The organism is Pontimicrobium sp. MEBiC01747 (genome assembly GCF_053601635.1).
This window is the reverse complement of record NZ_JBSHNS010000446.1, coordinates 1-12,102: the sequence shown is the minus strand read 5'-3', so window position 1 is coordinate 12,102 and position 12,102 is coordinate 1. Positions and strand designations below refer to the sequence as shown.

General features: G+C 31.1%; 11 protein-coding genes. 5 read left to right on the top strand and 6 right to left on the bottom strand.

Going from position 1 to position 12,102, the window contains the following annotated elements; genetic code table 11:
* Window positions 1-306: 306 nt before the first annotated feature.
* The 4 genes from ACVC2P_RS14685 to ACVC2P_RS14670 all read left to right on the top strand — a co-directional run bounded on the left by ACVC2P_RS14685 (window position 307) and on the right by ACVC2P_RS14670 (window position 3,865).
* Window positions 307-1,713 carry a cytochrome P450 gene (locus ACVC2P_RS14685; RefSeq protein WP_452599207.1) on the top strand — a complete coding sequence of 469 codons (1,407 nt, stop codon included), beginning with the start codon at window positions 307-309 and terminating at the stop codon, window positions 1,711-1,713.
* Window positions 1,714-1,758: 45 nt separating this feature from the next.
* The gene (locus ACVC2P_RS14680; protein ID WP_452599206.1) at window positions 1,759-2,367 is read left to right on the top strand and encodes a DUF1684 domain-containing protein; all 609 of its coding nucleotides are present in this window, start codon (window positions 1,759-1,761) and stop codon (window positions 2,365-2,367) included.
* Between the two features lie 12 nt (window positions 2,368-2,379).
* Window positions 2,380-3,228, top strand: a complete 849-nt coding sequence (locus ACVC2P_RS14675; RefSeq protein ID WP_452599205.1) for a helix-turn-helix domain-containing protein — start codon at window positions 2,380-2,382, stop codon at window positions 3,226-3,228.
* Window positions 3,229-3,307: 79 nt separating this feature from the next.
* A complete protein-coding gene (locus tag ACVC2P_RS14670; RefSeq protein WP_452599204.1) occupies window positions 3,308-3,865 on the top strand; it encodes a YbhB/YbcL family Raf kinase inhibitor-like protein in 558 nt (185 codons plus the stop codon).
* A 224-nt stretch (window positions 3,866-4,089) separates the two neighbouring features.
* Here ACVC2P_RS14670 and crcB read toward each other — a convergent pair whose 3' ends face one another.
* Window positions 4,090-4,455 carry a fluoride efflux transporter CrcB gene (gene crcB / locus ACVC2P_RS14665; RefSeq protein ID WP_452599203.1) on the bottom strand — a complete coding sequence of 122 codons (366 nt, stop codon included), beginning with the start codon at window positions 4,453-4,455 and terminating at the stop codon, window positions 4,090-4,092.
* Window positions 4,456-5,481, bottom strand: coding sequence for an SRPBCC family protein (locus ACVC2P_RS14660; RefSeq protein WP_452599202.1), 1,026 nt, complete (start codon window positions 5,479-5,481; stop codon window positions 4,456-4,458). It lies immediately after the preceding gene.
* Window positions 5,482-5,599: 118 nt separating this feature from the next.
* Here ACVC2P_RS14660 and ACVC2P_RS14655 point away from each other — a divergent pair, with 118 nt between their 5' ends.
* Complete coding sequence (locus tag ACVC2P_RS14655) at window positions 5,600-7,648, top strand: dipeptidyl-peptidase 3 family protein (protein ID WP_452599208.1); 2,049 nt, start codon at window positions 5,600-5,602, stop codon at window positions 7,646-7,648.
* A gap of 66 nt (window positions 7,649-7,714) precedes the next feature.
* On the opposite strand, the gene ACVC2P_RS14650 is transcribed toward ACVC2P_RS14655, so the two are convergent.
* The 4 genes from ACVC2P_RS14650 to ACVC2P_RS14635 all read right to left on the bottom strand — a co-directional run bounded on the left by ACVC2P_RS14650 (window position 7,715) and on the right by ACVC2P_RS14635 (window position 11,627).
* On the bottom strand, window positions 7,715-8,539 hold the full coding sequence (locus ACVC2P_RS14650) for a hypothetical protein (protein WP_452599201.1): 825 nt from the start codon (window positions 8,537-8,539) through the stop codon (window positions 7,715-7,717).
* Between the two features lie 62 nt (window positions 8,540-8,601).
* On the bottom strand, window positions 8,602-9,228 hold the full coding sequence (locus tag ACVC2P_RS14645; protein WP_452599200.1) for a response regulator: 627 nt from the start codon (window positions 9,226-9,228) through the stop codon (window positions 8,602-8,604).
* On the bottom strand, window positions 9,225-11,114 hold the full coding sequence (locus tag ACVC2P_RS14640; protein WP_452599199.1) for a tetratricopeptide repeat-containing sensor histidine kinase: 1,890 nt from the start codon (window positions 11,112-11,114) through the stop codon (window positions 9,225-9,227). Before ACVC2P_RS14640 ends, ACVC2P_RS14645 begins: the two co-directional genes overlap by 4 nt.
* A 12-nt stretch (window positions 11,115-11,126) precedes the next feature.
* Entirely contained in the window at window positions 11,127-11,627 is a 501-nt protein-coding gene (locus ACVC2P_RS14635; RefSeq protein WP_452599198.1) for a hypothetical protein, read from the bottom strand.
* Window positions 11,628-12,102 lie beyond the last annotated feature (475 nt).

Here is a 12,102-nt window from a genome sequence, read left to right as displayed (position 1 = left end):
GAGTTGGACTTATTATATTTTATGATGATGTAAATATCAATTAATACAATATTAAAAGTCCAACTGCGAAGTTGGACTTTTAATATTGTATTAATTGATATTTACATCATCATAAAATATAATAAGTCCAACTCACCGTATAACGAGAAGTACATTGCTTATAATTTTTGATGACTAAATTCATTTTATTCTTTTTTTGATTCCCCAAAACTAAACAAAAAAAGTATTAAGTTGTATTTTTGAATAGAAAATATTTTAAAATTTCAAAAATAAAACCTTTTCCAGTATATAAAATCGCTATGTCATATGTCTGAAAATGAAATAATTACAATTAAATATTTAAAATCGCCCAAAGGTGCTTTTTTATTAGGTCATTTACCACAGTTTAATACCTATAATAAACATCAGGTGTTAGAGCGTTGGGTTGAGGAAAGTGGCGAATTGTTTAAAATTCATTTTGTAGGAAAAGAATTTGTAGTGTCCGCTAACCCCGATTTTAATAATAAAATGTTGAGATCTAGACCTGAGACTTTTAAACGATTTTCTAAAATAGATGAAGTTTTAAAAGAAATGGGAGTAGATGGGGTTTTTAATGCAGAAGGTGTAAACTGGAAACGCCAAAGAAAGCCAATAGCCGAAGCATTAAGTGTAAAAAATATAAAGTCCTTTTACCCTATTATATTAGAAAAAACAGAAACCTTATTAGATAAGTTTAAAGCATATTCTAAAACTAAAACGATAGTAAATGTGCAAAAGGAATTTATGGCGTTTACCATAGACATAACAACAGAGATTGCATTTGGACATAAGTTAGATACTATTAATAATAAATCGAATAGTTTTCAGAAGCATTTGGAAGTTATTTTTCCAATGATTAATGAGCGTGTTACAGCACCAATTCCTATTTGGCGGTATTTTAAAAGAAAAAAAGACAAGGCGTTGGATGAAGCTTTATACGCTATTGAAAAGGTAATCTATAAATTTATAGAAGAAGCCAAAGTTAGAATAGAAAACACTCCAAAACTAAAAGAGCAACCTTCTAATTTTTTAGAAGCCTTACTAGTAGAAAATAAAGACGCTAATTTTACTAAAGAAGAAATTTACGGAAACGTTTTTACTATATTATTGGCGGGAGAAGATACCACTTCTAATTCCTTATCATGGACTTTATTCTACTTAGCTCAGCATCCTGAAGTTGTTGCAAAAGTTAGAGTAGAAGCAGAGGCAGCATACAAAAATAAAGACGTACCAGATGCATACGACGTTGTAGAACAATTAAAATATGCTAACGCAGTGGTGCAAGAAGCTATGCGTTTAAAACCAACAACTCCGCAATTATATTTAGAAGCAAATACAGATACAGTAATAAATAATATTGCCATACCTAAAGGCACTAGTATAATTTTACAAAACAAAGTGGCGCAAACACAAGACGCTTATTTTTCTAACCCAAACACTTTTGAGCCAGAACGTTGGATGATTAATCGTTGTCCAATGCACGAAAACCACTCACCAAATACTATGAGAGCATTTGGAGGAGGTGCCAGATATTGTCCAGGAATGCACTTAGCAAAAACAGAAATGATAGTTTTAATTTCTACATTGTGTAAACATTTTAATTTTGAGTTAGAAGTAACACCAGAAGAAGTAAAAGAACGCTTTGAGTTTACAATGTATCCAGAACCTTTAAAAGTTACTTTTAAGCCTGTGTAATAATACTAATTAATAAAACCCTAATGAATGGGAATAAAAAACGTTATGAAAATAAAAACAATACTTTTCGTTTTACTTTTTAGTTCTTTGCTAAGCTGTGGGCAAGAAAAAACACCAATACAAGGAGAAACAGAGTTTCAGCGCACTATAAATGCAGAATATAAAGATGCCAGCAAGTCTCCATTAAAAGCTAAAGATTTAAAAACATTTAAAGGGTTAGACTTCTTTACATTCGATTCAACTTATGTCGTTACTGCAAAATTAAAATTAACACCAGATACCAAGTACTTTAATATGCGCACAACAACAAGTAGAGTCTCTCAAGAGCGCATATACGGTGTGTTATCTTTTAAGCTAAAAGGGAAGCCATTTCAATTAAATGTATACCAAGGTAAAGATTTAATGAAAACAGAGGGCTATGAAGACTATCTGTTTTTACCTTTTTTAGATGATACAAATGGCGAACTTACCTATGGAGGCGGACGTTATATAGATTTGCGTATCCCAGAAGGAGATACAATAATTATAGATTTCAATACAGCTTATAACCCTTACTGCGCATATAACAGTAAATATTCATGCCCGATAGTGCCAAGAGAAAATTATGTAGATATTGCTGTTGAGGCCGGAGTGAAAAAATTTAATAAACACTAGTAAAGGCTTATAATGGAGGTTTATACGTTACCAGACTATTTCCAAATTGAAAATGCTAGTACATTTAAGGTTTTCGATTACAAAACCACTGGAGAGTGTTTAAAACAAATGGTAGCATTAAAACAAAATACATTTAGTTTTTTAGTAGAAGGACATAAAGAGGTTTTTGCAGATAATACCTCGGTAGCTATTAAAAACTCAAGTTTTCTGTTAATGAAATCTGGACACTGTTTAATGACCGAAAAACTAGCCAATAGCATTACTAATTACAGAAGTATTTTATTTTTCTTTTCAGAAACATCAGTTTTAAAATTTATTCAGAAGCATAAAATAGTTAAACCTAAAAATGAAAATAAGTTTTCTGTTTACGCTTTTAAATATGACGAATTTTTAAAAACCTTTGTAAAAGGGCTAGTTAACATAAGCAAGCTAAAGCCAGAATTGCAAAACGCATTATTAGAACTGAAGTTTGAAGCGTTAATGCTGTATTTAAAAGAGATCAGAGGTGTTGACTTTTTATTCTCTTTATTAACAAATAACAATAGTAAACAACAACATTTTGTAGATATAGTAGAATCTAATAAACTAAATAAATTAAGTTTAAGCGAGTTGTCCTTTTTGGCCAACATGAGTGTGTCTACATTTAAGAGAGAATTTAAAAAACAGTTTAATGTATCGCCAATTAAGTGGTTTCAGGATAAACGATTAGAGCACGCTGCGTATTTATTACAAGATAAATCAAAAAGACCTTCAGATGTATTTGAAGATGCTGGGTACGAGAGTTTATCGAATTTTATACAAGCCTTTAAAACAAAGTTTAAAATAACTCCAAAACAATACCAATCTAATTTGACCTTTTAGCAATGCTTTTTGAGCTAAATTAGATATCCCTTTTTATAATTAGCAGCTAAATTTGTCGTCATAATTAAATCTATAAATTATGAAAAAATCAAGTTTTATTTTTGCAATGTTATTAGTAGTCTCAAGTATATTATATGCTCAAGATACATTTACGTTAACGAGTAAAAGTTTAGGAGGGCAAGCTACAATTAACGAAGAGTTTAATGGTTTTGGTTGTGTAGGCAAAAATCAATCGCCTCAATTATCATGGGCGAATGCTCCTAAGGGAACTAAAAGTTTTGCAGTAACTATGTACGATCCAGATGCACCTACAGGAAGTGGTTGGTGGCATTGGGTGGTATTCGATATCCCAAAAAACACAAATGAACTCGTTTCTAATGCAGGCAATGTAGCCCTTAATTTAATGCCAAAAGGAACCATACAAAGTATTACAGATTATGGTGCAAATGGCTATGGAGGGCCTTGTCCACCAGAAGGACACGGGTTACATAAATACATTATTACTGTATACGCATTAAAAACAGATAAGTTAGGGTTAGCGGCCAATACAAATCCAGCGGTTGTAGGTTATTATCTATGGAGTAATACATTGGCTAAAGCAACAATAGTGGCGTATTATAAACGAGAGAAAAAATAATTTTAATGTCCGTATCATAAAGTCTACCATCAACCTGAACTAGTTTCAGGCTCTCACCATAAAGCGTTTCAGTTTTTAGATGTTATGCGATGCAGAAACAAGTTATACATGCCGCCATAAACAGCATTATGATACAAAACGGACAATTAGAAAAATAATAAAAGAGACTGCTTAAACTAAAAACAGGTAAAGCGATTTAAAAAATCATATAGCTTTACCTGTTTTTATTTCGCTAAATATAAACCTAAGAAAACGGCTAAAAAACCAAGCACAATACTAGTAATAGCATAGATAGCGAAACTAGTAAAATCTCCAGATTTTAAAAACATAGCCTTTTCGTAAGCAAAACTAGAAAAGGTAGTAAAACCACCACAAAAACCGGTAGCAAGTAATAGTGTTTGGTTTTGGGATAAGGCATTGTTTTTTGCCGCCAACCCTAGAATAATACCTATTAATAAACTCCCTATAATATTAGCCGCAAATGTGCCGTAAGGAATACCTGTTTCAGGACTATTTAATTGTTTTCCAATAATGTATCGTAATACACTACCAAAGCCTCCACCTATAAATACAAGTAGTAATTGTTTCATTTAGTCTTCAATAGGAATGTAAACCTCTGTTACCCAATTTGCAGGATTTGGAACAACCATTGGGTCGTTGGTATATATTTCAAAAGGCTTAATTTCGGTAGATTGTTTAATATTATTTTTCTTAATATGCTCCATGGCAGCCTCCCAAGCTTTAGGTAAATTAGTATAATTTCCGTTTAAAGTTACTTTTAATGCTTTTGTTTTTGGTGTATAGCCACATAGTACTTGACTTTCTTTTTCTACTTCAACCTTATTCCTTACAGGTATGGCATTACTCATAATAATATTACCATCCTTAGACGCAACATCATCATAAATGGTAAATGGCATTCCAGTAGAAATGATATTGTTTTTTGCCATGTAACCCATAATTTCTCTATATTGTTTGCTCATAATTTGGCTAATGTTGGCTCCAGTAGCAGCAGTAGTTTTATACATGTAAAAACCGCCGCCATATTCGGTAATACCATTTACAGTTATCTTATAAGCTTTCATACTGTTTATAACAATACTATCTAATTTTTCTAAACTACGCTCATACTCAGGTCCAATTCGTTTTTCCATACCACCCATAAAAGCAGTAAAAGCCTTAAAACCAAAAGGTAAGTCTTTTCCAGAAATATCCCATGTTACATCTGTAGAACCATCTGCATTTTGGTTAAAAGCCCACGAAACATCAGAGGGTGGAAATTCTGCATATTGCATTTCTTGTGTAATACTTTCATTAGCTTTTAAAGCTATTGTTTTCATGGTTCCTATACCATCTTCATCTTCCCATGAGTACGATCCTCCTATGCCTTTTGTTTGCTCTGCTAAAGTAATAGTCATATCTGGGGCTTTTTCGGCCCACGAAGACCATGCTTCCCAGTTTTTAAAGTCGCTAACATTATCGTAAATAACGGCAGCGGGAGCTTGTATGGTTCGTGTTCTAGAGACTTTAAATTCATTAGGTTGTACAGCAATAAAAATAGCTAGAGCAATAATTGCTATTAACAGTAAAAAGAAAATGTATTTTACAGCTTTCATGATTGGGAATATTAATAAAGTTTAATAGATTTATTTGGCTACTAGCTTCAAAGATAATGAAAATTTAAAGTTTGATAAATAATCTTATTTTTGTTACAAACTAAAATAAAGTATAATGATGAAACTAAAACCATTATTAGGAATTGCTTTAACGGCAACATTTCTATTGTCTTGTGGTAATGACGCAAAAAAAGCAGAAGATAAAAAAGAAGAGAAAACAGAAGCTATACAAGCAAAACCATTTAACTACAATGTAGAAGAGTTTGCAGATATAAAAATATTACGCTATCAAATTCCTGGGTGGGAAAAACTAACACTAAAAGAGCAAAAATTGTTGTATTATTTAACACAAGCAGGTTTAGCAGGTAGAGATATTATGTGGGATCAAAACTACAGGCATAATTTACAAATTAGACGTGCTTTAGAAAATGTTTATACTAATTACAAAGGCGATAGAACAACAAAATTATGGGGAGATTTTACAACCTATTTAAAGCGTGTATGGTTTTCTAATGGAATTCACCATCATTACTCTAACGATAAAATAAAGCCAGAGTTTACCATAAAGGAACTAAGTGGATTATTAAAGGAAACGAATACTGTAATAGATATTGATGCTTTTGAAGTTATTTTTAACGATAAAGATGCTAAAAAAGTAAATCAGGCCAAAGGAGTAGATAACGTAGCATTATCGGCTATAAACTTCTATGGATCTAATGTAACAAATAAGGATGTCGAGTCTTTTTATAAAAAAATGAAATCTCCTAACCCAGAGAAACCATTATCGTATGGACTTAACTCGCAACTAGTAAAAAAAGATGGTGTTTTAAAGGAGCGTGTGTATAAATCTGGTGGTTTATATGGTTCTGCAATAGACGAGATTATAAAATGGCTAGAGTTAGCTAAAGGCGTAGCAGAAAATGAAGCACAAGCTAATGCATTAGGTTTATTAATTAAATATTACCAAACAGGAGACTTACAAACATGGGATGATTATAATGTAGCATGGACAGCAGCAACCGAGGGTAATATAGATTATATAAACAGTTTTATAGAAGTTTATAACGATCCGTTAGGGTACAGAGGATCTTATGAAACGATTGTGCAAATTAAGGATTTCGATATGTCTCAGAAAATGGCTGTGCTATCTGAAAATGCACAATGGTTTGAAGATAATTCGCCATTAATGGACGAGCACAAAAAGAAGAATGTAGTTGGGGTAACATATAAAGTGGTAAATGTAGCAGGAGAAGCAGGAGATGCCTCGCCAAGTACGCCAATAGGTGTGAATTTACCAAACGCTAACTGGATTCGTGCAGCAGTAGGAAGTAAATCGGTATCCTTAGGAAACATTATTCATGCATACAATAATGCAGGAAGTACAGGACGCTTAAAAGAGTTTGTACATGATGAAGAAGAGTTAAAACTTGAAGAAGAGTTTGGGCAATTAGCAGATAAATTGCACACAGCATTACATGAAGTTATTGGGCATGCCTCTGGACAATTAAATCCAGGTGTTGGAGAAACAAAAGAAACACTTAAAAATTATGCTTCTACTTTAGAAGAAGGACGTGCAGATTTAGTAGGGTTATACTATTTATACGATTCTAAATTACAAGATTTAGGTTTAGTAAAAGACTGGAAAAAAGTGGGAATGGCTGCTTACGATGGCTATATCCGTAATGGATTAATGACACAATTAATTAGGTTAAACTTAGGGGATGAAGTAGAAGAAGCACATATGCGTAACAGACAATGGGTAAGTGCTTGGGTTTTTGAAAAAGGACAAGCAGATAACGTTATAGAAAAAGTAACTAGAGACGGAAAAACCTACTTTAATATAAACGATTACGATAAATTGCATGAGTTATTCGGGCAATTACTACGCGAAACACAACGTATAAAGTCGGAAGGCGATTATAAAGCAGTAGAAGCTTTAGTAGAAGGTTATGGCGTAAAAGTAGACCAAAAGATACACGCAGAAGTTTTAGAACGTAACAAGCAGTTTCCATCACCACCATATAGTGGTTTTGTAAACCCTGTATTAGTACCAGAAACAAATGAAGCAGGTGAGATTACTAAAATTAGAGTAACACAGCCAGAAACATTCGATAGCCAAATGTTATATTACAGTAGATTATATAACTTCTTACCAGAAAAAAATTAATGTAAAATATATTTTGTACTTAAAAGCCTTAATCTTTTACTGGATTAAGGCTTTTTGTTTTTTAATTTAATTACTAGAAGCAAAAGGGTTTCTGTCTAATCTAAAAGCAATAGAAATAAAAGGATTAACTCTTATATAGTCTGTGTGTAATTGTTCGAATGTTAAATTCTCATTTATAATATCATTCTCTGAATAATTTGAAGATAATCTTTGTTGGTTATGAAAAGCTAAACCAGCAGTAATCGTAATGTTTTCATTATAAATTAAAGAACCACCAGCAAAAACAGATAAGCTAGTTTTAAAATCATAACCAATACCACCAGAAAACCCAGCTTTCCAATTTTTCCATTTATCTATATGATTATTGCTAACCCATGAGAACATTAATGTTGGGTAATAAATAAAGTTTTCTTTATTATTACTTTCAGTTATTGTAAAAGTATTGTCATCGTTTGCATCAGAAAAATAGGTGTTGTTGTTAGTTAGATAAACAAAGTTAAAACCAAAAGTACTACGCCATTCTCCTCTTTTTTCTGTTCTGTATGTGTAAGTGAATGTATTGGGCGTTCCTCCGCCAATAGGTGTCTCTACAATAGTTATTTTTAATTCTTGACCTCGTTTTAAGGTGAAATCTCCTATTCTATGAGTACTTGCTAATGCTGCTTTAGCTACGTCTTGCCCTTTAAATACTAACTCTGAAATGTTTGAGTTTTTCTTTTCGGCCGTTACATTATATTTAGATGTAGAAACAACGTTAATCATATTGTAGACTTGATTACCTGTTTTTACTGTTATTATTTTTGTTGAAATATTAGATGAGACATCGATGTCTTGTTGTGCCATTATTGTTGAATAACATAAGAATAATAATAGAGATGAAATTGTTTTCATAATTTGCTATGGTTTAGTTAATCAAAACTAACCATTGACTTAAAATAAAAACATACCCAATACTAGGTAAATGTATACTTCTTTTCTAGCGCATAACGTAGCAATTCACCTTTTCCTTTCAACCCTAAAATGCGAACCATGTTTTTTCTATGGGTGTCTACAGTATGTACACCAATAAAGAGTTGTTCTGCAATTTCGCGTGAGGTTTTACCTTGAGCAATTAAGCCTAGAATTTGAGTTTGACGTTTGGTTAGTACCCCTTTTTTTGAAGATTTAGCAGAAGCTTGTAAGGCATTAGTATCTATATTGGCATCATAATAGGTTTCGCCACGTTTTACAGCTTCTATAGCCGCTTTTACTTCGGTTAACGATGAGTTTTTTAATAAATAACCCGAAGCACCAGCAGCTAACATTTGTTCAACAGCATCGTTTTGATCGAACATCGTAAAGGCTAATACTTTTATTTCTGGAAATTCTTTTTTTATGTGTTGGGTTGCTGTAATACCATCCATTTTTGGCATTCTAATATCGGTAATGACAATGTTAGGGCGTTTTAAACGTACAATGTCTAATAGCTCTTCTCCATTATTTGCAGTTCCTACAATAGAGAAGCCTTCTTCGTATTCTAAAAGTAATTTAATACCATCTATTAACGATTGATGGTCTTCTGCAATGGCTAGTCGTATCATAATGGAATGTCTATTATTATGGTAGTACCTTGGTTAATTTGCGATTCTATTTTAAGTTCGCCTTCTAAATGCTCTACACGTTTTTCAATACTATGTAAGCCCATACCATTACTTTTAATCACTTTGTTAGCATTAAACCCCTTGCCGTTATCTTCTATCATAATATTTAAACTGTTTTCGTGGTTGGTTAAACTAATAGTCGCATGAGTAGCTTCGGCATGTTTTATAATATTGGTAGTAAGTTCTTGTATTATTCTAAAAATACTGAGTTCTAAACTGTTTTCTAATCGGCTTTCTAAACCAAAATCTGTAACTTCTATGTCAATGACACTAGCAGAAGACACGTTACGTGCCATATTTTTAACCGCCTTCAATAACCCTTGTTTAGCAATAACTCCAGAGTTTTTAGCATGGGCAATGGAGCGTATTTTATTATAAGCTTGGTCAAGAAGATTATTGGTTTTATCGAATAAATCTGGTGTTTGTTGCTCTTGTAGAGTGTTAAACTGTAACTTTATTGTAGCCATTAAACCGCCTAAATCGTCATGTAAATCGTTAGCAATACGTTGGCGCTCTTTTTCTTGACCTTCTATCATAGCATTTATATTATTGATTTCTTGGTCTTTTAATAAAGTTGCTACTTTTTGTTTTTCGAGTGCTTTGTCTTGCTCTGCTAATTTTTGTTTCTTTTTGGTGTTTTTTTGGATTAGGAAAAGTATAACACCACTTATTAACCCTAATAAAACTAGAAAAGAAGAAACAGCAATTATACGATTACTGTTTTGTTTAGTATTGGCCACTGAAAGCTCTAGGTTTAGGATTCTGTTTTTATCCTTTTCTGAGTTGTATTTTGCTTGTATTAGTTTTAAGTTTTTGTCTCTTTCATAAATATTCAAGCTATCTTTATAAATATTATATAATTCTAAATAATAATAAGAAGAGTCTTGTTTTTTTAAAGTTTTATAGATATCATATAAATCTCTATAAACATTATTTTTTATATGGAATTTTCTAGAAGGAGGAATGGTGTCTCGTAAAATCTTAAGTAGCCATTTTTTTGCATTTTTTAAATCGTCTTTATAAAGATATGTTCTAGACATATTGTAATTATAAGTAGCTTTAAATAGTTTATTGTTTTTAGTAGGATTTGTTCTCTTTCCAAGAGAATAATAAAATTGTGCAGAATCTTGATTTTTAAGATATTCTGCAAATATTATCCCTTTATTAAAATATGCATTACTTAATATTATACTATCCTCGTTTTTTTTAGAATATTTAATAGCTTCGTTAAAATGATTAGTAGCTAATAAAGGCTGTTTCTTATAATGAAAATGCTTACCCAAAACGTTATGATAGCTACTAGAAAAATAATTATTTTTTAAAGAGTCATTAATTTTTGTGTAAGCGTAAATCCATTCTTTTGTTGCGTTATTTTTATTGTTTTCACTATACAGTAGTAATATCCTTTGATAAAGTAAATCTATATAATATGCATCTTTAATACTATAAAGTCTTTTTTTAGCTAGAAAGTAATTCTCTAAAGCTTCATCATAGTTTTTATTTACATCATAATTATAACCCTTCCATAGATAATATTGAAATAATTGTTTCGATGTTGTTGTATCTCCTATCAATTTGTTGGCCTTGTCAAGCCAGTATTCACATGAGTCTTTTTTAAAAGATTTGGAATATATTTTGGCTAGAAAAATTGAATAGTCTATGTTTTTTACATTTTTATTATATCCATCTAATATTAATAATTTAGCCTCTTCATACTTGTTACTTTTTAACAAGAGTTCAGCATTATCTAAAATAATATTATCCTGTTGTGGATAAACAGGATAATTGAAAAATAATATTAAAAATATTAGTAAATGTTTTAACACAATAATGATTGTTTATTCACCCCCTCCAGTAGGAGGTATTGTACAACTATCTACAGTTCTGTTGTTAGAAATAAATCCTTCAAGTACATGATAAGGAGATAATAAATCGGATGTATAACCTTCGTTATTGTTCACAGGGACTTCTTCTGGCCTTTGATTTATTGTTCTATCCCCAAAAGGAACATTGTCTAAATTAGTTCCCATATCTGATGAAGAATTAACTAGAATAGTTTTATGTCTTATTAATTTGAAATCTTTTAAATCCAAATTATCCATAACGATACTTAAAAACTTGATAGAAGTATTAATTAAATCAGGATTTACTTCATATCTTATATAGTAGTAAAGATTTAGGATTTTAGGATTATCTTCTGTTCTTTTAAATACATGAAGAGTTGCCTCATATTTTTTTGTGTTTAATGGAATAATTATAGATAATTTACTTGAACTTGATAATTCAGGTATGCATATTGCAGATTCTGGTAATGCATTGAAATGGAAATGATTATTCATAAATTTATGTGAATTAGTTAATAGCTCAAAATTCAACAAAAAAGCAAAGTAGAGATATACCCAATACTAGGTATATTTACTAAAATGTTGAAATTTCTGATAGAAAGTTAAGAAAAAACCTTGTTTAAAAACAAAAAGACTATTTAAAAATTAATTTTATAGCAACGATAAAACCAATAAAAGCTAAAAAAGCTAAAAGTACCCAAAGAACCCCTTTATAGTTTTGTTTGTGGAGTTTTAAATCTTTTCTATAAGTATAAGCAATGATTATAATAAAAGCAATAGCAAATAAAACGGCAAAAACTAATTGTCCTGTAGAAAACATATACTTATTTTTAGAATCTAAATCATGTGCTAAATTTTTAGCGCCACAAAAATAAGTATAATATGCCTAATGCCATAATTTTTGGAGCCACATCTGGAATAGGAAAACAATTAATACAGTACCTTGTAAAAGAGGGCTATACAATAGCTA

Bases quoted from the DNA above. Each gene is read 5' to 3' on its own strand.
- ACVC2P_RS14685 (WP_452599207.1), top strand. From the start codon at position 307: ATGTCTGAAAATGAAATAATTACAATTAAATATTTAAAATCGCCCAAA.
- ACVC2P_RS14680 (WP_452599206.1), top strand. From the start codon at position 1,759: ATGAAAATAAAAACAATACTTTTCGTTTTACTTTTTAGTTCTTTGCTA.
- ACVC2P_RS14675 (WP_452599205.1), top strand. From the start codon at position 2,380: ATGGAGGTTTATACGTTACCAGACTATTTCCAAATTGAAAATGCTAGT.
- ACVC2P_RS14670 (WP_452599204.1), top strand. From the start codon at position 3,308: ATGAAAAAATCAAGTTTTATTTTTGCAATGTTATTAGTAGTCTCAAGT.
- crcB (WP_452599203.1), bottom strand. From the start codon at position 4,455: ATGAAACAATTACTACTTGTATTTATAGGTGGAGGCTTTGGTAGTGTA.
- ACVC2P_RS14660 (WP_452599202.1), bottom strand. From the start codon at position 5,481: ATGAAAGCTGTAAAATACATTTTCTTTTTACTGTTAATAGCAATTATT.
- ACVC2P_RS14655 (WP_452599208.1), top strand. From the start codon at position 5,600: ATGAAACTAAAACCATTATTAGGAATTGCTTTAACGGCAACATTTCTA.
- ACVC2P_RS14650 (WP_452599201.1), bottom strand. From the start codon at position 8,539: ATGAAAACAATTTCATCTCTATTATTATTCTTATGTTATTCAACAATA.
- ACVC2P_RS14645 (WP_452599200.1), bottom strand. From the start codon at position 9,228: ATGATACGACTAGCCATTGCAGAAGACCATCAATCGTTAATAGATGGT.
- ACVC2P_RS14635 (WP_452599198.1), bottom strand. From the start codon at position 11,627: ATGAATAATCATTTCCATTTCAATGCATTACCAGAATCTGCAATATGC.